The sequence below is a fragment of the Sphingomonas sp. PL20 genome (genome assembly GCF_017875905.1).
In the GTDB taxonomy this organism is placed as follows: domain Bacteria; phylum Pseudomonadota; class Alphaproteobacteria; order Sphingomonadales; family Sphingomonadaceae; genus Sphingomonas; species Sphingomonas echinoides.
Genome location: NZ_JAGINH010000002.1, coordinates 558,027 through 579,565, shown reverse-complemented (window position 1 = coordinate 579,565; position 21,539 = coordinate 558,027). Strand labels below are relative to the sequence as shown.

22 protein-coding genes and 1 tRNA gene are annotated in these 21,539 nt (G+C 65.6%); 19 read left to right on the top strand and 4 right to left on the bottom strand.

Translation table 11 applies throughout. From position 1 onward, the window contains the following. Positions 1 to 50: 50 nt before the first annotated feature. Positions 51 to 671 carry a J domain-containing protein gene (locus tag H4W01_RS02880; RefSeq protein ID WP_209609829.1) on the bottom strand — a complete coding sequence of 207 codons (621 nt, stop codon included), beginning with the start codon at positions 669 to 671 and terminating at the stop codon, positions 51 to 53. A gap of 39 nt (positions 672 to 710) precedes the next feature. Here H4W01_RS02880 and H4W01_RS02875 point away from each other — a divergent pair, with 39 nt between their 5' ends. The 5 genes from H4W01_RS02875 (at position 711) to H4W01_RS02855 (ending at position 4,069) form a co-directional block, all read left to right on the top strand. Further along, entirely contained in the window at positions 711 to 1,001 is a 291-nt protein-coding gene (locus H4W01_RS02875; RefSeq protein ID WP_209609828.1) for a BolA family protein, read from the top strand. A 3-nt stretch (positions 1,002 to 1,004) separates the two neighbouring features. After that, complete coding sequence (locus H4W01_RS02870) at positions 1,005 to 1,715, top strand: glutathione S-transferase (protein ID WP_209609827.1); 711 nt, start codon at positions 1,005 to 1,007, stop codon at positions 1,713 to 1,715. Beyond that, entirely contained in the window at positions 1,712 to 2,155 is a 444-nt protein-coding gene (locus H4W01_RS02865) for an NUDIX hydrolase (protein WP_209609826.1), read from the top strand. The genes H4W01_RS02870 and H4W01_RS02865 overlap by 4 nt, the downstream gene beginning before the upstream one ends. Next, entirely contained in the window at positions 2,152 to 3,054 is a 903-nt protein-coding gene (locus tag H4W01_RS02860) for a pirin family protein (RefSeq protein ID WP_209609825.1), read from the top strand. The genes H4W01_RS02865 and H4W01_RS02860 overlap by 4 nt, the downstream gene beginning before the upstream one ends. Before the next feature lie 130 nt (positions 3,055 to 3,184). Continuing rightward, a complete protein-coding gene (locus H4W01_RS02855; RefSeq protein WP_209609824.1) occupies positions 3,185 to 4,069 on the top strand; it encodes an alpha/beta fold hydrolase in 885 nt (294 codons plus the stop codon). A gap of 21 nt (positions 4,070 to 4,090) precedes the next feature. On the opposite strand, the gene H4W01_RS02850 is transcribed toward H4W01_RS02855, so the two are convergent. Beyond that, positions 4,091 to 5,194 (bottom strand): DUF2332 domain-containing protein, encoded by a 1,104-nt coding sequence (locus H4W01_RS02850; RefSeq protein WP_209609823.1) that lies wholly within the window; start codon positions 5,192 to 5,194, stop codon positions 4,091 to 4,093. A 66-nt stretch (positions 5,195 to 5,260) separates the two neighbouring features. Between H4W01_RS02850 and hisG the strand changes: the two genes are divergently transcribed. The 6 genes from hisG to H4W01_RS02820 all read left to right on the top strand — a co-directional run bounded on the left by hisG (position 5,261) and on the right by H4W01_RS02820 (position 11,900). After that, positions 5,261 to 5,968 (top strand): ATP phosphoribosyltransferase, encoded by a 708-nt coding sequence (gene hisG, locus H4W01_RS02845; RefSeq protein ID WP_209609822.1) that lies wholly within the window; start codon positions 5,261 to 5,263, stop codon positions 5,966 to 5,968. Between the two features lie 115 nt (positions 5,969 to 6,083). After that, positions 6,084 to 7,370 carry a histidinol dehydrogenase gene (gene hisD / locus H4W01_RS02840; RefSeq protein WP_209609821.1) on the top strand — a complete coding sequence of 429 codons (1,287 nt, stop codon included), beginning with the start codon at positions 6,084 to 6,086 and terminating at the stop codon, positions 7,368 to 7,370. Positions 7,371 to 7,610: 240 nt separating this feature from the next. Then, positions 7,611 to 8,081, top strand: a complete 471-nt coding sequence (gene nusB, locus H4W01_RS02835; RefSeq protein WP_010407265.1) for a transcription antitermination factor NusB — start codon at positions 7,611 to 7,613, stop codon at positions 8,079 to 8,081. A 2-nt stretch (positions 8,082 to 8,083) separates the two neighbouring features. Further along, positions 8,084 to 8,260 (top strand): DUF4169 family protein, encoded by a 177-nt coding sequence (locus H4W01_RS02830; RefSeq protein WP_209609820.1) that lies wholly within the window; start codon positions 8,084 to 8,086, stop codon positions 8,258 to 8,260. Between the two features lie 357 nt (positions 8,261 to 8,617). Then, the gene (locus tag H4W01_RS02825; RefSeq protein ID WP_209609819.1) at positions 8,618 to 9,673 is read left to right on the top strand and encodes a thiamine-phosphate kinase; all 1,056 of its coding nucleotides are present in this window, start codon (positions 8,618 to 8,620) and stop codon (positions 9,671 to 9,673) included. 103 nt (positions 9,674 to 9,776) lie between these two features. Next, complete coding sequence (locus tag H4W01_RS02820; protein ID WP_209609818.1) at positions 9,777 to 11,900, top strand: sodium-translocating pyrophosphatase; 2,124 nt, start codon at positions 9,777 to 9,779, stop codon at positions 11,898 to 11,900. 57 nt (positions 11,901 to 11,957) lie between these two features. Here H4W01_RS02820 and H4W01_RS02815 read toward each other — a convergent pair whose 3' ends face one another. Next, on the bottom strand, positions 11,958 to 12,245 hold the full coding sequence (locus H4W01_RS02815; RefSeq protein ID WP_209609817.1) for a hypothetical protein: 288 nt from the start codon (positions 12,243 to 12,245) through the stop codon (positions 11,958 to 11,960). Then, a complete protein-coding gene (locus H4W01_RS02810; protein WP_209609816.1) occupies positions 12,245 to 13,276 on the bottom strand; it encodes a hypothetical protein in 1,032 nt (343 codons plus the stop codon). The genes H4W01_RS02815 and H4W01_RS02810 overlap by 1 nt, the downstream gene beginning before the upstream one ends. Positions 13,277 to 13,475: 199 nt before the next feature. Here H4W01_RS02810 and H4W01_RS02805 point away from each other — a divergent pair, with 199 nt between their 5' ends. The 8 genes from H4W01_RS02805 (at position 13,476) to H4W01_RS02770 (ending at position 21,511) form a co-directional block, all read left to right on the top strand. Beyond that, positions 13,476 to 15,431, top strand: coding sequence for an alpha/beta hydrolase family protein (locus H4W01_RS02805; RefSeq protein ID WP_209609815.1), 1,956 nt, complete (start codon positions 13,476 to 13,478; stop codon positions 15,429 to 15,431). Positions 15,432 to 15,700: 269 nt separating this feature from the next. After that, complete coding sequence (locus tag H4W01_RS02800) at positions 15,701 to 18,091, top strand: hypothetical protein (RefSeq protein WP_209609814.1); 2,391 nt, start codon at positions 15,701 to 15,703, stop codon at positions 18,089 to 18,091. A 108-nt stretch (positions 18,092 to 18,199) separates the two neighbouring features. Then, the gene (locus tag H4W01_RS02795) at positions 18,200 to 19,081 is read left to right on the top strand and encodes a restriction endonuclease (RefSeq protein WP_209609813.1); all 882 of its coding nucleotides are present in this window, start codon (positions 18,200 to 18,202) and stop codon (positions 19,079 to 19,081) included. A 262-nt stretch (positions 19,082 to 19,343) separates the two neighbouring features. Beyond that, a complete protein-coding gene (gene infA, locus H4W01_RS02790) occupies positions 19,344 to 19,562 on the top strand; it encodes a translation initiation factor IF-1 (RefSeq protein WP_010162480.1) in 219 nt (72 codons plus the stop codon). A gap of 139 nt (positions 19,563 to 19,701) precedes the next feature. Next, positions 19,702 to 20,271 carry a Maf family protein gene (locus H4W01_RS02785; RefSeq protein ID WP_209609812.1) on the top strand — a complete coding sequence of 190 codons (570 nt, stop codon included), beginning with the start codon at positions 19,702 to 19,704 and terminating at the stop codon, positions 20,269 to 20,271. Beyond that, on the top strand, positions 20,264 to 21,220 hold the full coding sequence (locus tag H4W01_RS02780; RefSeq protein WP_209609811.1) for a ribonuclease: 957 nt from the start codon (positions 20,264 to 20,266) through the stop codon (positions 21,218 to 21,220). Before H4W01_RS02785 ends, H4W01_RS02780 begins: the two co-directional genes overlap by 8 nt. Further along, positions 21,220 to 21,405: a DNA gyrase inhibitor YacG gene (locus tag H4W01_RS02775; RefSeq protein ID WP_209613219.1), complete on the top strand. Its 186-nt coding sequence runs from the start codon at positions 21,220 to 21,222 to the stop codon at positions 21,403 to 21,405. The genes H4W01_RS02780 and H4W01_RS02775 overlap by 1 nt, the downstream gene beginning before the upstream one ends. 30 nt (positions 21,406 to 21,435) lie before the next feature. Further along, positions 21,436 to 21,511, top strand: a tRNA-Phe gene (locus H4W01_RS02770). Positions 21,512 to 21,539 lie beyond the last annotated feature (28 nt).

Below are 21,539 nucleotides of genomic sequence, written 5' to 3'. Positions count from 1 at the left end.
GCAATTGGAGGAGGTCGCCCGGCGGATCGCGCGACGCGCAGCCCACCGCTTCAGGCGAACGCCGCCGCGCTCTTCAATTGCGTGTAGGCGGCGATCACGTCCTGCAGCTTGCTCTCGAAACTGCGGTCGCCGCCATTGCGATCGGGGTGATATTTGCGCACCAGCTCGGCATAGCGTTCGCGCAGAGCCCGCCGGTCGACATCGGGGGCGAGCCCCAACACCTTGAGCGATCTCCGGTCGACCTCCGACAAAGGCCGCCCGTCCTTGCGCTCGGGCTCCATCTTGCGGCGGAAGCGCGCGCCGATCGCATCGAGCGGGTCGCTGAAGTCGGACCATTTCGGCGGCACGTCGCCGCCCGAATGCGCGAACGCGCGCGTCTCGCGCTCCCATCCGGCGAACGGGCGCTGCTGCGCGTGGATTTCCTCCGCGCTCATGCCGTTGAAGAAATTGTAGCGCGCGTTGAAGGCGCGGATATGGTCGAGGCAGAACCAGCGATAACCGCGCGGACCGTCCCCGCCGAAGCGCGGCCCATCGCCCGCCGGCGCGCGAAATTCGCCCGGTTGATCGCAGCCCGGCTCCTCGCACACGCGCCCGGTCCCCTCCACGCGCCCGTGGAAGCGCGGGGCGGGCCGCTCCCTCGCGGCATCTTTCTTGTCGTCGTCGCGGGCCACGCGGCTCCCTCAAATGCAAAAGCGGTCTATATAGGCGCGATGACAGACCCTGCCACCGCCTCCCGCCCGATCGTCGACGAGATTCGCGATCGCCTCACAGCCGCGCTCTCCCCCACGGCGCTCACTATCTCCAACGACAGCGCCCAGCATGCCGGGCATCTGGGCGACGACGGCACTGGCGAATCGCACTTCACGGTCACGGTCGAATCCGGGGCCTTTGTCGGCCTGTCGCGCGTTGGGCGGCAGCGTCTGGTCCATCAGGCGCTGGCGGACCTGTTGCGGGACCGCATCCACGCCCTCGCGATCCGCGCGCAGGCTCCCGGAGAATAAACGATGCGCTACGGTCTGTGGTATTGGCCCGGAATCCAGGGCCGTGGCGAATTTATAAGGCTTCCGCTTGAAGCGGCGGGCATCGCTTATGTCGATTGCGGCCGCGTCGAAGGGGAGGACATGCTGGTCGCCAACATGGCCCACCATGCCGCCAAGCGCGGCCCCTTCGCGCCGCCCTATCTCGAACTCGACGGCATGGTGATTGCGCAGGTCGCCAACATCCTGCTGTTCCTTGGCGATCATCACCAGGTCGGCGCGTCGCGCATTGCCGATCGGCTATGGCTCAACCAGTTGCAACTGACGATCGCCGACATGGTCACCGAGGTCCACAGCGTCCACCACCCGGTTGCCGGATCGCTGACCTATGAGGAGCAGAAAGACACCGCACTCGCCGTCGCCAGGATGTTCCGGGAAGAGCGCATGCCCAAATTCCTCACGCATTTCGACGAGGCGGCCAAGAGCGGTCCGGGCGAATGGCTGATCGACCATCACTGGACCTATGCCGACACCTCGCTGTTCCAGCTCGTCGAAGGGCTGCGCTACATGTTCCCCAAGCGGATGGCCGCGCTTGAGCCCGCTTATCCCGACCTGATCCGCATCCACGATCTCGTCGCCGATCTGCCCGGCGTCCGCGCCTATTTGAAAAGCGAGCGCCGCCTGCCCTTCTCGCAGAACGGCATCTTCCGCCATTATCCCGAGCTCGACGCCGCATGACCCGCACCCCCCGCCCCGCCGCCCGCATCGTCCTGCTCGATCCGGCCGGGCGCGTGCTCCTGTTCCGCTTCGATCCCGACGACCGCCCGCCTTTCTGGTGCACCCCCGGCGGCGCGCTCGATCCGGGCGAAAGCTACCCTGCCGCCGCCCGACGCGAATTGCGCGAGGAAACCGGGCTCGATCTCGATCCCGGCCCCGAAATCCTGCGCCGCGTGGTCGATTTTCTGACGATCGAGGGCGTGCCCGTCACCGCCGACGAGCGCTATTTCCTGGTGCGCGCGCCGCATGACCGGATCGAAACGCACGGCCACACCGCGCTCGAACAGCGCGTGATGACACGCTGGCGCTGGTTCACCCGCGCCGAGCTGACGGAAGCGACCGAGCCCTATTTCCCGAGCGACCTGCTCGCTATTCTCGCTGATCTGGAGGCACAGCCATGACCAATGACGATCTGATCCTGCAGACGATCACCCCTTCGACTCACGATCTCGGCGGTTTCAAGGTGCATCGCACCTTGCCCTCGCGGCCGCGCACCATGGTCGGGCCGTTCATCTTCTTCGACCAGATGGGCCCGGCACGGCTGGAGGTCGGCACCGGCATCGACGTGCGCCCGCACCCGCACATCAATCTCGCCACCGTCACCTATCTGTTCGCGGGTGCGCTCGGCCACCGCGATTCGATCGGCAGCGATGTCGTGATCGAGCCCGGCGCGGTCAATCTGATGACGGCGGGGCACGGCATCGTCCATTCCGAACGCTCGCCCAGCGCCGAGCGGGAGACGGGCCCCGAATTGTCGGGCATCCAGACCTGGCTCGCCTTGCCCGAGGCGGATGAGGAGCGCGATCCGGCGTTCGAACATGTCGCAAAGGCCGATCTGCCAACGGTCGATGCCACTAACGCTCGCGCGCGCGTGGTGATGGGCAGCCTGTGGGGCCAGAGCGCGCCGACCACCACTTATGCCAGCACGATCTACGCCGACATCGTGCTCGATGCGGGTGGCGCGGTGCCGATCGACGCAGAGGCAGACGAGCGCGCCATCTACATCGCGCTGGGTGAGGCGACGCTCGACGGCATGACGCTGGAACCGATGACGCTCTATGTGCTCAAACCCGGCGTTGCCGCGACGCTGCGCTCGACGACCGGTGCGCGCGCGATGCTGTGCGGCGGAGAAGCCTTCACCACCCCGCGCCATGTCTGGTGGAATTTCGTCTCGTCCAACCGCGACCGAATCGAGGAAGCCAAGCGCGCCTGGACCGCAGGCGAATTCCCCAAGGTGCCGGGCGACGACAAGGAATGGATCCCCATCCCCGGCGTGCCCAAGACGGTGAGTTATCCGTAACGTGCCTCCCCTCCCTGGAAGGGAGGGGACCGAGGGGTGGGTCGGCCCGCAATAGGGCGAATCGCCAGCCTCAGACCGACCCACCCCCAACCCCTCCCTTCCAGGGAGGGGCGGCAAAACGGAGATGACGATGCCCACCTTCTCACTCACCACCATCCCCCTCCCGACCGGCGTCACGCTCGACGTGGCGACGGCGGGCGACCCGGCGCATCCGCCGATCCTCCTGCTCCACGGCTTCCCCGAATCGCACCGCACGTGGCGGCACGTCATCCCGCAGCTCAGCACCGACCATTTCGTCATCGCGCCCGACCAGCGCGGTTTCGCGCGTTCGTCCAAGCCAGCGCAGGTGTCCGATTATACCCCCGACAAGATGGTCGCCGATCTGCTCGCGCTTGCCGATCATTTCGGCCTCACCACCTTCACGCTGGTCGGCCATGATTGGGGCGGGGCGATCGCGTGGATGGCGGCGCTGCAAAACCCGGCGCGCATCACGCGGCTGGTGATCGTCAACGCGCCGCACCCCTTTGTCTTCCAGCGCACGCTGTTCGACGATTTGGCGCAGCGCGCCGCGAGCCAATATATCCGCGCGTTCCGCAATCCCGATTTCGAAAAGCACGTTGCCAGCATCGGCCTGTCCGCCTTCTTCGACGGCAGCTTCGCGCGCCACACCGATCTGGCGAAGATCGCCGAGGAAAAACCCGTCTATCTCGAGCAATGGGGCCAGCCCGGCGCGCTCACCGCGATGCTCAACTGGTATCGCGCCAGCCCGATCCTCGTCCCCGACCTCGACGAAACCCCCGAGCGCCCGGCGTTTCTCGACGCCCCCTTCCCGCCGATCCAACAGCCGACGCTGGTGGTATGGGGCCTCAAGGACGCAGCCCTCCTGCCCAGCCAGCTCGAAGGTCTCGACGCGCTCGTCCCCGACCTGACGCTGGTCAAGGTCGATGCCGGCCATTTCGTCCCCTGGGAAAACCCCGACGCGATTGTGGCGGCGATCCGGGATTGGGAGCCCTAATCCTCCCCGGCACGGGGAGGATCAAACGCGCACTTGCGCCGCCTCGGGCAGCGCCACCGACGGCAACGCATCGCCCGTCTCCCCGCGCGTATCGATCCACGTGCCATGCGCGTGCGCCGTCGCAACCGTGGTCCAGGCGCCATCCCCCGGCCACGACCGCGCCCGCACCACTTGGTGCCCCAGCGCCCGATCGGGCTCCATCATCACCCAGCCGATCGGCCGCTCCGCGCTCGCCCGCGCGCCTGCCGCCTTCATCGCGGCGCGGATGCGCTCGGCCACCGGCTCGGGGAGATATTGCCACACCACCGAATGCATCAGCACGCGCGTCACGCCCGCTTCCTGCGGCTCGGCCAGCCGCGCTTCGACCCAGTCGGCGGCATCGGCCCGCACCAGATCGACCCCGCGTTCGACCTGCATCGCGATCGCCGCGCGCACCCGCACCAGCCGCTCGGGAGTCTCGGGCCAGACATAGGCCGCCAGTCGCGCCGCCACTGCCGGATCCGTCGCATCGAGCGGCTGCACGTCGCACCCGCGCACCGACACCATCTCCAGCGGCACCACCGGCGCGGGCGGCCCGCTCCACACCGGCGTGATCGTCACCGGAGAATGCTCCGGCCCATAAAAACTCCCGCCCAGATCGAAGCGATAGCGGTCGATCAGCAAATTGAGCCCCGCGCTCGACCCGATCTCGAGCAGTTCGAGTCTGGGCCCGTGCCGCCGTGCGATCTCGATCAACCCCAGCATGAGCGCCGCCGATCGCCCCGGCTCATTGGTCTGCGGCGGCCCGTCGAGCCAGGGCAATAGCGCCGCCTCATGCTCGGCCAGCACGCGCTCCAGCGTGGCGACAATTTCGGCCTGCTCGGTCACCGCTCCCGCAAAGACCGCCGCCAGCCCATCATCCTTGCCCGCCTGCACCAGCGCATGGAGGCCGCCGAAGAAGCGCAGCGGCAGCGCGTCGCGCGTCGGCTCGCCCGGCCAATCGAGGATGCGCGCGCCCATCCCGGTTGCTCGCGTCAGCCCCGCCGCCACCGCGCCCGCCATCCGGCCATAGATCGGCGCGGCATTGGCCTCGCAATAATGCTGCTGGATCAGGAACGCCCCGCGATTGTTCTGCTCGCTCGCCATAATGGTCCTCCGTCGTTCGGCCCCGTTGTTGCGCCCACCCCCGCGCCTAAGTAAAGCCCGGCGGATATGGCCGATCCCATCATCATCGCCGTGCCCAAGGGCCGCATCCTCGCCGAGGCTGTTCCGCTGCTCGAACGCGCCGGAATCGTTCCCGAAGCCGCGTTCCGCGACGAGGATTCGCGCGCCTTGCGCTTCTCGACCAACAACCCCGGCATCGACCTGATCCGCGTCCGCGCGTTCGACGTCGCCACCTTCGTCGCGCATGGCGCCGCGCAGCTCGGCATCGTCGGGTCGGACGTGCTGGCCGAGTTCGATTATTCGGAGCTTTACGCGCCGGTCGATCTCGGCATCGGCCATTGCCGCCTGTCGGTCGCCGAGCCCGCCGACATGGCCGCCAATGACGATCCGCGCGGCTGGAGCCATGTCCGCGTCGCGACGAAATATCCGCACGTCACCGAGGCGCATTTCGCACGCCGTGGCGTGTCGGCCGAATGCGTGAAACTCAACGGCGCGATGGAACTCGCCCCCCTGCTCGGCCTTGCCCCGCGCATCGTCGATCTGGTGTCGTCGGGCCGCACGCTGAAAGAAAACGGCCTGGTCGAGGTCGAAGTGATTTGCGAGGTCACCAGCCGCCTGATCGTCAACCGCGCCGCATTCAAGACGCGCGGGCAGGTGGTGCCGCTGGTCGAAGCGTTTCGGCGGGCTGTCTCTTCTCCCCTCCCGCTTGCGGGAGGGGCTGGGGGAGGGCCCGAGACAAGCAAGGCTGCCGCATGATGATGACGCACTTTCCCTCCCCCAACCCAGTCCGGGGTCGGATGTGCCCCCGGCACATCCTCGACAGCGCGGGGCGCTGGCGACCCCGAACTCGCAAGCGGGAGGGGAGGAAATTATGATCCGCCTCACCACCACCGCCCCCAGCTTCGCCGCGGACTTCACCGCTTTGGTCAACGCCCGCCGCGAAGCCGATGCCGATGTCGCGCGCGACGTAACCGCGATCATCGCGCGCGTCCGCGACGAAGGCGACGCCGCCGTGCGCGCTTACACCCAAAGCTTCGACCGCCACGATCTCGACGCGACCGGCTGGCAGATCGACCGCGAAGAATGGCGCGCCGCTTATGACGGCCTCGCCCCCGATCTGCGCGCAGCGCTCGATCTCGCCGCCCAGCGCATCGCAACCTATCACGAAAAGCAGAAGCCGCAGGGCAGCGACCTGACCGACGCGCACGGCATCCGCACTGGTGCGCGCTGGAACGCGATCGAAAATGCCGGGATCTACATCCCCGGCGGGCGTGCGGCCTATCCCAGCTCGGTGCTGATGAACGCCATCCCCGCCAAAGTTGCGGGCGTCGATCGCGTCGTCATGGTCACCCCCACCCCCGATGGTGAGATCAACCCGCTGGTGCTCGCCGCCGCGCACATTGCCGGGGTGGACGAAGTGTGGCGCATTGGCGGCGCGCAAGCCGTCGCGGCGCTCGCTTACGGCACCGATCGCATCGCGCCGGTCGACGTCATCACCGGCCCCGGCAATGCCTGGGTGGCCGAGGCCAAGCGCCAGCTTTACGGCGTGGTTGGCATCGACATGGTCGCAGGCCCGTCCGAAATCGTCGTCGTCGCCGACGGCCAGAACCGCGCCGACTGGATCGCCGCCGATCTGCTGTCACAGAGCGAGCATGACCCGACCAGCCAGTCGATCCTGTTCACCGATGACGCCGCTTTCGCCGACGCCGTCGCGGCTGAGGTCGACGCGCAAATCGCCACGCTCGCCACATCCAAGGTCGCGCGCGCGGCGTGGGATGCGAACGGAGCGATCATCCTCGTGGCCACGCTCGCCGAAGCGCTGCCGCTGGTCGACCGCCTCGCGCCCGAACATCTCGAGCTCGCCTGCGACGATCCGCAACCCTTGTTCGACAAGGTGCGCCATGCCGGATCGGTCTTCCTCGGCCGACATACGCCGGAAGCGATCGGCGATTATGTCGCAGGCCCCAACCACGTCCTCCCCACCGGCCGCCGCGCGCGCTTCGCCAGCGGCCTGTCGGTGCTCGATTTCATGAAGCGCACCAGCTTCCTGCACTTGGACCCCAAGGGTCTGGCAGCAATCGGCCCGGCGGCGGTGGCGCTGGCCGAAGCCGAGGGCCTCCCGGCGCACGCCAGATCGGTGGCGCTGCGGCTGAAATAACCCCCCCCGTCCCCCCGGGCTCGTCCCGGGGTGACGGGCTTCGCGATGCGATCAATGCCCCCTCTTCCTCCCCTCCCTGACAAGGGAGGGGCCGGGGGTGGGTCGGCTGATGGCGGATGTTACGCCCGATTACGGGCCGACCCACCCCTCAATCCCCTCCCTTCCAGGGAGGGGAGGCAAGAAGCCCCCCCAAAAACACCCAACTTCCCGTTCCCCGCTTTTTCGCCTAAGGGCCCGCCCATGTCCTCCCACGCCACCCCCCGTACCGCCGCCCGCTCCAAAGCGCGCGCCGCCGCCCGTCTCGCTGCCGTCCAGGCGCTGTATCAGCATGATATGGAGGCAACGCCGATCGCGCAGTTGCTCAACGAATTCCACAATCACCGCCTCGGCGCGACGATCGAGGATGCCGAATATGCCGAGGCCGAAGTCGATTTCTTCGACGATGTCGTAAAGGGCACCGAAGCGCGGCTCGGCGAAATCGACACCGCCATTGCCGGAAAGCTCGCCAAGGGCTGGAACCTTGCCCGGCTCGACAAGGCGATGCGCGCGATCCTGCGCGCGGGCACCTATGAATTGCTGGCGCGCGCGGATGTGCCGGTCGGCACCGTCATCACCGAATATGTCGATGTCGCGCACGCTTTCTTCGACAAGCGCGAGGCAGGCTTCGTCAACGGCCTGCTCGACGCCATCGCCAAGGACGTCCGCGTCTAACCATGGCGGAGGTCATCAACCTCCGCCGCGCCCGCAAGGCCCGCGACCGTCAAGCAGCAGACGCCACCGCCACCCGCAACCGCGCCGCCTTCGGCCGCACCAAGGCCGAGCGCGAGGCAGCGGCAGTGGAGGCGGCGCGGCTGGAACGCGGGCTGGACGGGGCGAAGCGGGAGGAGTGAAGGCGGCGATTGTCCGCTCTCGCCCAGTTGCAGACGTCGCGGTTGCTCGTAGGATGGTGCTATGAGCAATGGCCAATATAGATCGGGCGGTACAACGGGCGGGAAGTGGGGATGTGCGCTATCGGCAGTCTGCGCATTACCGCTCTTCGCTTTTCTCTTTCTTGGCCAAACGTTAGGCGACTGCTTTCCTGATTCACCGTGCCATAAGAGCTTCTGGTTGATGGTCGCCTTGCCTACCGGTTTAGTGGCCGTTACGATAGGATTTAGCGTGCGCTGGCTAGTCAACAGGCTGTTGCGGAACGGCCACTAACCACCAGCCCGCAGACATCCGCCCCCACCCCCGCTAAACCGGCGCGCATGACCGAAGCCGATTTCCTCGCCGCCTTGCGCGCGCTGCCGCTGCATCCAGGGGCGCTGGATTTACGCGACGATGCCGCGCGGCTCGGGCGGCTGGTGCTGACCAGCGATACTTTGGTCGAGGGCGTGCATTATCTCGCCAGCGATCCCGCCGGGGATGTCGCGTGGAAGCTGGTCGCGACCAACCTGTCCGATCTCGCCGCCAAGGGCGCGGTGCCGGTGGGCGTGATGCTGAATTACCCGTTGCGTGCTTCGCAGCCGAACCCCACGCTCGCAACCCGTCACCCCGGGCTTGTCCCGGGGTCCACCGGGCCGCGAAACCAACCGCCGCAGGAGACGCCGCAATGTGGACCCCGGGACAAGCCCGGGGTGACGGTGACGGGCGCTGCGGGAACAGCGGGTAACGATGCCGAAGACTGGGACACCGCCTTCCTCTGCGGCCTGGCCGACGCACTCACCGCCTTCGCCGCGCCGATCCTCGGCGGCGACACCGTGTCGCTCCCGCCGCACGCCCCGCGCGTGCTCACGCTCACCGCGCTCGGCGACAGCGCGCACGCCCCCTCCCGCAGCGGCGCGCGCGCGGGCGATGCGCTGTACGTCACCGGCACGATCGGCGATGCCGGGGCCGGGCTTACCATCGCGCGCGGGGAGAGCGGCCCCGCCGATCTGCTCGCCGCCTATCGCCGCCCGCAGCCGCGCCTTGCCGAGGGGCAGGCACTCGCGCCTTTGGTCCACGCGATGATGGACGTGTCCGACGGCCTGCTGATCGACGCGCACCGCATGGCCCAAGCGAGCGGCCTCGCCGTCACCATCGACCTCGCCCAAGTGCCGCTGTCCGACTCGTACCGCGCCTTCACCGGCGACACCCGCGCCGCCCGCCTTGCCGCCGCCACCGCGGGCGACGATTATCAATTGCTGTTCGCATTTGCCCCCGATCATACGCCCCCCGTCCCCGCCACCCGCATCGGCAGCTTCGCGCACGGCGAGGGCCTGACCCTCAGCGAGGACGGCGCGGCGGTCGAGCTGCCCGCCCGGCTCGGCTTCCAACACGGCTAAGACAGCGGCTTGCCAAGCCATTCCCCGGCGCTAGTCTGACGGGACAAGCGTGGGGGCACGCATCGTGTGACCATCCCACCGACAAGCCAGGGAAAGGATACGCATGACGATCGTCTATGCCGCCATCATCTGTGGGCTGATTGCCGTCGCTTACGGCATCATCACCAGCGCCCAGGTCCTCCGCGCGCCGCCCGGCAACGAAAAGATGCAGGACATCGCCGCCGCCATTCAGGAAGGCGCCAAAGCCTATCTCGGCCGCCAGTACCGCACCATCGCCATTGTCGGCCTGATCGTGCTCGCTTTGGTGTGGGTGTTCCTCGACGGAATGCGCGGCCCCGTCTCCGCCATCAGCTTCGCGCTCGGCGCGGTGCTGTCGGGCGTGGCGGGCTATGTCGGCATGAACATCTCGGTGCGCGCCAATGTCCGCACGGCGGAAGCCGCGCGCACGTCGCTGCAAGGCGGGCTGACGATGGCGTTCCGCTCGGGCGCGGTCACCGGCTTGCTGGTGGCAGGGCTGGGCCTGCTCGCGATTTCGGGCACCTTCTGGTATCTGGCGGGGGCGAACGGCGTCGGCGCGGGCGGCCCCGTGGTGGTCAAGGCGCTGACGGCTTTGGCGTTCGGCGCGTCGCTCATCTCGATCTTCGCGCGCCTCGGTGGCGGCATCTTCACCAAGGCTGCCGATGTCGGCGCCGATCTGGTCGGCAAGGTGGAGGCGGGCATCCCCGAGGACGACCCCCGCAACCCCGCCACCATCGCCGACAATGTCGGCGACAATGTCGGCGATTGCGCAGGCATGGCCGCCGATCTGTTCGAAACCTATGTGGTGACGATCGGCGTGACGATGATCTCGGTCGCGCTCGCGCTCAAAAATGCCGATCATCTGCTGCAAGTGATGACGCTGCCGCTCATCGTCGGCGGGGTGTGCATCCTCACCTCCATCATCGGCACCTTCTTCGTGCGGCTGGGCAGCAGCGGTTCGATCATGGGCGCGCTGTACAAGGGCTTTTGGGTCAGCGTGCTGCTGTCGATCCCCGCTATCTATTTCGCCACGCAATATACGCTGGGCGACATGACCGCGCCGATCGGCGGCAACGCCTTTCTCGGCGATGTCGGCACCTTCACCGGCATGAAGCTGTTCTGGTCGATGATGATCGGCCTCGCCGTCACCGGGCTGTTGGTGTGGATCACCGAATATTATACCGGCACCAACTTCCGCCCGGTGCGCAGCATCGCCAAGGCCTCGGAAACCGGCCACGGCACCAACGTGATCCAGGGCCTGGCGATCAGCCTCGAATCGACCGCTCTGCCCACGCTCGTCATCGTCATCGCGGTGATCGCGGCGTATCAGCTGGCGGGGGTGATCGGCATCGCCTTTGCCGCCACTGCGATGCTGGCGCAGGCCGGGATGGTGGTCGCGCTCGATGCCTATGGCCCGGTCACCGACAATGCCGGCGGCATCGCCGAAATGGCGGGCCTGCCCGATGATGTGCGCCACCGCACCGATGCGCTGGACGCGGTCGGCAACACCACCAAGGCGGTGACCAAGGGCTATGCGATCGGCTCGGCCGCGCTCGCCGCGCTCGTGCTGTTCAACGCCTATACCTCGGACCTGGGCCGCGATTTCCCCGATCTCACGGTCAATTTCCAGCTCTCCAACCCCTATGTCATCGTCGGGCTGCTGCTCGGCGCGCTGCTCCCCTATCTGTTCGGCGCGATGGGGATGACCGCGGTCGGCCGCGCGGCGGGCGCGGTGGTGGAAGAAGTGCGCGCGCAGTTCCGCGACAATCCCGGCATCATGGCGGGCACCAGCCGCCCCAATTATGCCCGCACGGTCGATCTGGTCACCAAGGCCGCGATCCGGGAAATGATCATCCCGTCGCTGCTGCCGGTGCTATCCCCGATCCTGGTCTATTTCGTCATCACTGCGGTCGCGGGCCAGGCCGAGGGCTTTGCGGCGCTGGGCGCGATGCTGCTGGGCGTGATCGTCTCGGGCCTGTTCGTCGCGATTTCGATGACGTCGGGCGGTGGCGCGTGGGACAATGCCAAGAAATATATCGAAGACGGCCATCACGGCGGCAAGGGCAGCGAAGCCCACAAGGCCGCCGTCACCGGCGACACGGTGGGCGACCCGTATAAGGACACCGCAGGCCCGGCGGTGAACCCGATGATCAAGATCACCAATATCGTCGCGCTGCTGCTGCTCGCGGCTTTGGCGGCGTCAGGATGAGGTTCACGGCGCGGCGGCCCCTCCCATCGACCGCCGCGCCAAACGACATGCCGCCGATCAGGTCGGTCGGTAGGCGGCGACGCTCTGCATCGCCGCGTTCACCAGGCAGTTGGCCACGCAAATCAGCACATGGCCGTCTTTCTCGGGCGGATGGCCGCTATACACGTCCAGCACGGCGCGCTTGCCGACGGCAGGGCTCGCGCCGATCTGCAAGGTCATCACATTATTGGGGGCCTGCGCCATCAGCCCGGAGAGCGGGCCGTAAATGCCCTCCTCCTGCTGCACCACCGTTTGCAGATAGCTGAGCGGCTGGTTGCCGTCGCACGCCTTTTGAACAATCGCCATTAGCAGGGCCCTCCGATCGACACCGTGAAACGTTGGCAAAAGGTGTCGAGTTTCTCCGTCGTTCGTGCCGAATCAAGCAGGTTCAGCGCGTTGATCAGCGGATCGGCATCGCTCGGCTCCCCACCCGACACCCGCTGCAACAGTCCGAGTTGCGCGGGCGTCGCGGCCTTCAGCAGGGTCGCGATCTTTTCCCGGCGGTCCTGCAAATCCTGGGCGACCGGCGCGACGATCTGGATCGCCTTGATGTCGGCATTTGCCTGCGTCGCCTGCACGCCCGCATGATTGGAAATTTCGGTGATCGCCCCGGGAAGCGTACCAGCGAAAGCATAGTCATCGATGTCGTTGAGCGCGCGGAACAGCGAATATGCGGCGGCATCCTGCGATTCGCCCTCGCGGATGCGGGCCAGCACTTCGCGGCGTTTCGCGACCATTTGCGCCAGCATCGCGGGCATAGTCATATTGTACAGCGCCTGCTTCTCGAACGAGGCGCGCGCGCCCAGCACCCCGGCGGAGGCCGCCGACAGCGCCTTCGATGCCGCGCTCACCGAGCCGACCCCGTTCAGCGCAAGCGCGATCCAGTCGGTTCCGACGCCAAAACCGACGCCCTCCTTGTAAAGATTGCGCTCATATTCGCCAAAACGCAGGTCGATCGCGCGTAGCCGCGCGTCGATAATATCATTGCGGCACGCTTTCTTGGCCTGACAGGAGTCATAAGCGGTGACCTTTGCCGCCAGCAGATACGGCGCAATCTCGGCATTGACTTGCGTAGTATCGAACGCCGATTTTGGAAATCCGCTTACGGTGGCGCACCCGGCCAGCGACACGGCAAGTCCCCCCACCGCGGCCCTTCGCACAATATCCCCTATCCCGCGTACGACGATAGGGATTGGACCTAATCGATCGTCCCGCATCACCATCCCCTCTCCATGTCTTTTCGTAGAACGCAACTTTAAACTGACACAATATACCCTTTTTATCAATAACAGGATGGCTTCTACAGTAGAGATATATTTCAGGCTTTTATGCACCATTCCCCGTGGCGCACGCCGTATCCATCGCTGCAGAGTCTTTGAATCGTCACGACAGGTACAAAAAGACTGCGCCGCAATCACACATTTTGCAACGGCTGGTCGTTTTCATACAATAACCGCATTTTTTCTTGTCATCCCCCTTGTCAGCGCGCGCATCGGCAATAAAGCTTGGCGGCATCTCTGGGGGAGGGAAATCACCGTGATCCTATACCGTTACTGGCACGCGCTGGCGCTCGCGAGCGCGATATCCGCTGGCGTCGTCCATGCGCAGGGGGCAGCGCCGGTTGCCGACCCCACTGCGGCCACCGCCGCGCCGCTCCCCGCCGAAGCCTTTGCCACGCTCCCCTTTCTGCAAGCGCCCGCTTTGTCGCCCGATGGCACGCGCGTCGCGCTGAGAATGGCGATCAAGGGCGAGCAACGCTTCGCCATCATCCGGCTCGACGGCGCGAGCAACCCGGTGATGATCAACCCCGGCCCCAATGATCTCAACAGCTGGGCCTGGGTCAATAATGACTGGCTCGTCGCCACGATCGGTACCACCGCCCCGGTCGAAGGGGACAGCTGGTATCTGCGCCGCACGATCGGCATCAGCGCCGATGGCAAGAAAATCAACGTGCTCGGCAAGGATGTCGCCGCGCAGGGGGCCGATGACATCCTGTGGATCGCGCGCGATGGCAGCCCGCACATCCGCCTCGCGCTGCAGACCTCGATCTACCGCGATGCCGCAGGCTTCTGGCCCGAAGTGCGCGATTTCGATGTCACCAACGGCCACAGCGTGCAGGTGCAGCCGCCGCGCGACACCGTCATGGACTGGTATGCCGATGGCACCGGCACGGTGCGCTCGGGCCTCGCTTATGACGATGACGCGCGCTCCTACCGCTTGCTCTACCGCGACAGCGCCGCCCAGCCCTTCCGCACGCTCGTCAAGGCAAAGGGCAAGGATGCCGATCTCGGCAACACCCCCGCGATGTTCCTGCCCGAACCCGGCAAGGCGCTGTCGATCAGCGATGCCGATGACGTGACCGCGCTCTATCCGCTCGATCTCGCCACGCTCAAGACCGGCCCGAAACTGTTTGGCGTGCCCGGTTATGATATTGACGGCATCATCACCGACGACAGCGGCACGCGCCTGGTCGGCGTGCGCTATACCGACACGCGCCCGCGCACGCACTGGATCGACCCCGCGCTCGCCGACATCCAGACCAAGCTCGATGCCGCCGTCGGCACCCGCACCGCGCGGATCGTGTCGTGGAGCAAGGATTTCCAGGTGCTGATCGTCCATGTCGGCGGGCCCGATCGCCCCGGCGCCTATTATGTCTATCGCCAGGCCGAAGGCGTGATGCACATGATGGCGATGGTCAATGAAGCGCTCGGGCTGAAGGGCTATGGCCCGGTGCGCACGGTGAAATATAAGGCACGCGACGGCCTCGAAATCTCCGCCGTGCTCACCTTGCCGCGCGGCAAGGACCCTAAGAACCTGCCGCTGATCCTGCTGCCGCATGGCGGCCCGTTCGCGCGCGATGACGAAAGCTGGGACTGGTGGACGCAATTCCTCGCCAGCCGTGGTTATGCCGTGCTGCAACCCAATTATCGCGGATCGTCAGGCTATGGCACCGCCTTCACCAAAAAGGGGCGCGGGCAATGGGGCCTCGCCATGCAGGACGATTTGACCGACGCGGTCAAATGGGCGGCGGATAGCGGCCTGGCCGATGCCAAGCGCGTCTGCATCGTCGGCGGCTCCTATGGCGGCTATGCCGCGTTTCGCGGGGCGCAGCGCGATGGCGCGGTGTATCGCTGCGCGATCTCCTTTGCCGGTGTGTCGGATATGCCCGCGATGCTGCGCTATGACGGCAGCTTCCTCAATGGCGGGCGCAACAAGGATTATCTGCGCGAACAGGCCCCCGATCTGAAGGCCGTTTCCCCGCTGTACGGCGCGGCGCAATTCTCGATGCCGATCCTGATCATGCACGGCAAGAAGGACACCGTCGTCCCCGTCAAGCAATCGCGCGACATGGCGGCGAAGCTGAAGGCGGCGGGCAAGCCCTATATCTATATCGAGCAACCGCTGGGCGATCACCACTTCACCCGCCAGGCCGACCGGCTGGAGTTTTTGAAGGCGATGGAAGCGTTTCTGAAGGAGCATAATCCGGCGTAGCGCCCAAGGCTAACGGCGCAGCCGTTAGCCGCGGATCCGCGCAAGCCCGGCCGGCGGACGGGCGGGCTCCCCGCCCGATCCGACCGACGACGCGGCTTTGCCGCGGCGCTGGCCCTCTCAGCCTTTTTTCTTGCGCACCCACAAGCGCTTGTCGCATCGTGATCCGACAGGGGACGGACCATCAGCAAGGCACTCATCAACCACACCAGCGGCGTTCATTCTCAATCTGTCCGTGAAGAAGGACGCATCCACTATTGGGAACCAAGGCGATGAGCCTCGCAAACGCCCTTGCGCGCACGCGAACCGAAGAGGACGTCAAGGACGCCTACATCAAGGCGCTCGGCCTGAAATCCTATTCCAAGGGATTGGTGGACATCCAGACCGAGGAAGTGTGGTTCGAGGCGAAGGACGCGCCGACCCCGCCAATCGTCATGTTCGGGCAGTTGCTCGTCTATGTGCGCGCGGCGAAGAAGCGCGGCGAAGCTATCCCCGCCTTTCTCGCCGTGATTGATCGCGAGAAGGCGGCGATCATGCCAACCGAACGCGCGCTGCCGTTGCTCGAAGACAAGACCATCGTTTGGCCCAAATCGGGGTCGGCGGCGGGGCGTCAGCTTGCCACGCAGATCGCGCCCTATGTCCAGACTCACATCGTCGAATATGAGATCGCTCACGACGAGGCAGCTTTCATCAAAGCGGTAAAGGACGCGATCCGCGAACGGCGGATCATCCGCACGCCGATCACGCCCGACAATCTTCGCCAGGTGTTCGATCGCTGGGTCGAGATGGTCGGCAGCGAACTCGGTACGGTCAATCCGTCGGACTATGCCGTGCTGTTCTTCGCCGACATCATGCATGACGGCCACAATGAGGCGATGACCAACCTGCCCGCGCGGCTGTTGTTCAGCGGCGAAAATCCGGTGTTCCTGCTCAACGGTCAGCAATATGAACTAGCGAGCCAGCGCGGCTATCGCAATTTCTGGGCGATCTATCACCGCCCGCCCGAGGTAAAGCACCGCCACTATCTGCTCGAACGCCGCGACAGCCTGCTCCCGCTCGACGAGCAGAAATTCAAGGGTGCTTATTATACCCCGCTGCACATCGTCGACAAAGCCTACGACCAGTTGCGCGCTACATTGGGCGAGAAATGGCAAGACCGCTATCTGGTATGGGACATGTGTGCTGGCGTCGGCAATTTAGAGGCGAAGCACAGCAACCTGCGCAACGTCTTCATGTCGACGCTTGACCAAGCCGATGTGACAATCATGAAGTCCAACCCGGCTTTCGCGGGGGCGGAGATTTTCCAGTACGACTATCTAAACGACGACGTCACCGATTTTGGCGAGATCGACTACACCCTTTCGAACAAGCTGCCGATCGCGCTGCGCCAGGCGATCGCCGATGCACGCGAGGGAAAGAAGGGCGCAAAGCCGATCCTGTTACTTATCAATCCACCTTACGCAGAGAGCGGATCAGGAATTGGTAAGGGCGACGAGAATAAGATCGGCGTTGAGAAGTCTCGGATCAATAACATTATGCGGGCGATGAATCTCGGCTACGCAGGCAAAGAATTATTCGTTCAGTTCATGATCAGGATCCAGCTAGAGCTATCAGAATCATTTCTTGCGATGTTCAGTACATTAAAATACGTAAATGCGCCAAACTTCGAATTGTTTCGTAGCGTCTGGAAAGCGAAATATCTCGACGGCTTTCTAGTCCATAGCCGTGCGTTTGATGGTCTTAATGGGGACTTCCCTATCGGCTTCCTTATCTGGGAACAATCGAAGCGCGAGCCAATTCGCGATGTTACGGCGCTGGCACTCGACCGGAATGGCTTGTTGGTCGGGGAAAAGATGTTTGTGGCTCGCCCGACTTCTTCCCTCCTAAACGCCTGGATACCTGCTCCCCAAGCTCGAGGCGAGTTGGCGCTTCCTCTGTCCAATGCCCTGACGATCTCGCGCAATCCACGAAGGAAGCTGTCATGCGAGGGATCGTTGGGCTACCTGTTTGCAGGCAACAACGACCTACAAAATGCGTCCACTGGGACCTGCCTTACATCGTCCATTTATACTGGAAGAAATGGCGGCGGTTTATACGTTTTACCTGCAAACCTTGATCGTTCGGCCATCGTTTTTGCCGTCCGACGCTTGATCAAGCCAACCTGGCTCAACGATCGCGACCAATTCTTGCAACCTAGCAAGCCACTGAGCGACGAATTCAAATCCGACTGCCTCGTTTGGATGTTGTTCAACGGCAGCAACCTCACCGCCGGTGCCGATGGCTTGCACTGGAACGATCGCGACTGGAGCGTCGTCAACCATTTCATCCCTTTCACCGAAAGCGAAGTCGGCGCGAAAGGGCGGTTTGAGTCCGATTTTATGGTCCGCTACATGGCGGACATGACGTTCTCGCCCGAGGCGCAGGCAGTGCTTGATGCGGGACGCACACTGTTCCGGCGTTTCCACGCGACGCAGTTTCCGCGCAAGATCAGGGACGAGTTCAAGCTCGGCCGCCCCGACGCTGGCTGGTATCAAATCCGCCGCGCGCTAGAGGCGTATGAGGATACCGAGCTGACCGACTTCGAACCGATGAAGGCGGCTTACGCCGCACTGTCCGAAAAGCTTCGCCCCATGGTCTTCTCGCTTGGCTTTTTGCCGGAATAGCGTGGCGAGGGCTTTGGACCCCAAAATGGTAAACCCGCTCGCCACTGCCGGTGTAAAAGCCAATAAGCGCGTCGCCCGCAAAAGCGCCGCCCAACAGGATCCGCAAGCATGAAGCCCGCCCACGTCGCCACCATCCGCAAGGACGATTTCTACGTCCCCACGCTGCAAGTGCTGCGCGATCTGGGCGGCTCCGCCTCGATTGAGGAAATTGAAGAAAAGCTGATCGATCGCTTCGGCTTCACCCAGGCCGATCTCGACGCGACCTACCCCACCAGCGGCGACAATATCATCACCGACAAAATGTCCTGGGCGCGCAGCTATCTGAAATTCCCCGGCTTCGTCGCCAACGATTCGCGCGGCGTGTGGGTGTTGACCGAGGCCGGTCGGCTGGTGGTGGATCAGCCGCTCGAAACGCTGCGTCAGCGCATCCGTTCGGCCAAGGCGGCGCGGCGCGCGGAGCAGCTCAAGGCCAAGGCGTCCAGCCTCGTGCTCGACCCCGCCGAGGAGGAGGCCGACGAAGCCGTCGCCGGCTGGTCCGATCTGTTGCTCGCCAAACTCCAGTCGATCGAGCCCGCCGCGTTCGAGCGGCTGTGCCAGCGCTTGCTGCGCGAACATGGCTTCACCCGCGTCGAGGTGACCGGCAAATCGGGCGATGGCGGCATTGACGGGCAAGGCGTGCTGCGCGTCAACCTCGTCTCCTTCCACGTGCTGTTCCAGTGCAAGCGCTACAAGGGCTCGGTCGGTGCCTCCACCATCCGCGATTTTCGCGGGGCCATGCAGGGCCGCGCCGACAAGGGGCTGGTCATCACCACCGGCACCTTCACCCCCGACGCCCGGCGCGAGGCCACGCGCGACGGCGCGCCCGCGATCGATCTGATCGATGGCGAGGCCTTGTGCGATTTGCTGCGCGAGGTCGGGCTGGGCGTGGTGGTGCGCCCGGTGACGACCTATGAAGTCAGCGTCGACCACGCCTTTTTCGACGAGGTGTGAGCCCCTGTCCTACACGCCCCCGCGCTGGCATTCTCCCCCGCGCCGCCCGCCGCGCGCGGGCGCGCCGCTCTTTCGCATTGCCGTTACGCTTTCCCCAACGGGCACCCCGCCCGCGCGCTTTTTCGTATTTTTAGGCCGCACATGGGCGAACTTCCTGAAATTTCGCCCGCCCCCACCGCCCGCCGCACGCGGCTTTCCTTTTGGCGCATCATCGGCTAAGGCGCGCCCTTCAAGAATTCCCCCAAAATCCCCAGAGGTTTGTTTGGCAAAAGAAGAACTGCTCGAAATGCGCGGCCAGGTGGTGGAGCTTCTCCCCAACGCCATGTTCCGCGTGAAGCTTGAGAACGACCATGAAATTCTCGGTCACACCGCCGGCAAGATGCGCAAGAACCGCATCCGTGTGCTCGTCGGCGACGAAGTGCTGGTCGAACTGACGCCCTATGATCTTACCAAGGGGCGGATCACCTATCGTTTCAAGTGAGCGGCGTGCCCGCCCTTGAGCCGGTGCGTGTCCCCGTTGTTCCGTTCGGGCTGAGCCTGTCGAAGCCCAGCTTGCCCCACGCGACCCCTTCGCGTGTGAAGTGCGGCCCTTCGACAGGCTCAGGGCGAATGGTGACCTCTTGACGCTCGTCCTCGCCTCCACCTCCCCGCGCCGCGCCGATCTGCTCGCGCGGCTGGGCGTTGTGCCCACCCGCATCGCCGCGCCCGATATCGACGAGACGCCGCTCAAGGCCGAGCCGCCGCGTGCCTATGTCGAGCGGGTCGCGCGCGCCAAGGCGCTGGCGGTCGAACGTGCGCCGGGCGAAGTGGTGCTGGCGGGCGACACCACCATCGCGCTTGGCCGCCGCATCCTCGGCAAGGCGGAGGACGATGCCACCGTCCGCGCGATGCTCGGAATGCTCTCGGGCCGCCGCCACCATTGCCTGAGCGCGGTGTGCGTCATCGCGGCGGACGGCACTGTGCGCCACCGCCTGTCGGACACGATCCTCGCCTTCAAGCCTTTGTCTTCGGCCGAAATTGACGCGTATGTCGCCAGCGGCGAGGGGCTGGGCAAGGCCGGGGGCTATGCCATTCAGGGCCGCGCCGAGGCGTTCGTGCGCTTCCTGTCGGGCTCGCATTCGGGCGTCATCGGCCTGCCCCTGTTCGAAACGCGCGCGCTGTTGCTGGCGGCGGGGCTTGCGCTTGGCTGAATGGCTCTATGAGGCCGGAATCGGCGAAGCGCGCGCCGCCTTGGTCGAGCATGGCACCATCTTGGAAGCGCGACTCGCCCCCGATCGCCCCGGCCCGGCGCTGGGCGCGGTGCTGGCGGCGCGGCTGGTCGAGATCACCGTCAAGGGCCGCGAGGGCCGCGTCGCCTTCGCTGGCGGCGAGGCGTTGCTGTCGCCTCCGCCCCCCGGCATCACCCAGGGTGCGGCGCTGATGGTCGAGCTGGTGCGCGAGGCGATCCCTGAGCCCGGCCGCGCCAAGCTCCCGCGCTGCGCCCCCGCCGAGGGGCCCGAACGCGCCGGGCCAACGCTGCTGGAGCGCATCACCGCGACCGGCGTGCCCGTGCGGATCTGCCACGCGCATGAGCCAGACCATCTCGAAGCGGCGGGCTGGTCGGAGGTGCTGGAGGAAGCGCTGACCGGCGACATCGTCTTCAGCGGCCCGGTCGGCGGCGCGCTGCGGATGAGCCCCACCCCCGCGATGACGCTGTTCGACGTCGACGGCTATCCCCCGCTCGATCCGCTCGCGCTCGCCGCCGCGCGTGCGGTCGCCGCCGCAATCGTGCGACTCGATATTGGCGGCTCGATCGGCGTGGATTTCCCGACGCTGCAGGGCAAGGCCGCCCGCGCCGCAGTCGATGCCGCGCTCGATGCCGGCATCCCGCAACCGTTCGAGCGCACCGCGATGAACGGCTTCGGCTTCGTCCAGATCATCCGCCGCCGCCCGCGCGCGTCGCTTCCCGAACTGCTCCGCGCCGATCCCGTTGCGGCACAGGCGCGCGCGCTGCTCCGCCGAATCGAGCGCACCCCGCCCCCGGTTCCGGCGCACAACCGCGTGTCGGTCGCGGTGCAAAAGGTGCTGCAGGCCAATCCGCACTGGATCGCCGAGCTCGCCCGGCGTACCGGCGTGACCCCGATCTTCGAGGTGGCATGATGGCGCGTTCCAAACCCTGTCCTTTGTGCGGAAAGCACCCGGTGGCCGCGCATGCGCCGTTCTGCAGCCAGGGCTGCCGCGACCGCGATCTGCTGCAATGGCTGGGCGAGGGCTATGCGCTTCCCGTGTCGACCCCGCCCGGAGAAGAACAAGACGGGCTAGACAGCACGCCAGAGCGCGATTAAGAGGCCGCTTCCCCGAGCAACTTCGGGTGTGCCCGAGTAGCTCAGTTGGTAGAGCATGCGACTGAAAATCGCAGTGTCGGTGGTTCGAATCCGCCCTCGGGCACCATTTTCTCAGACAGCGTTGGAGAGATGGT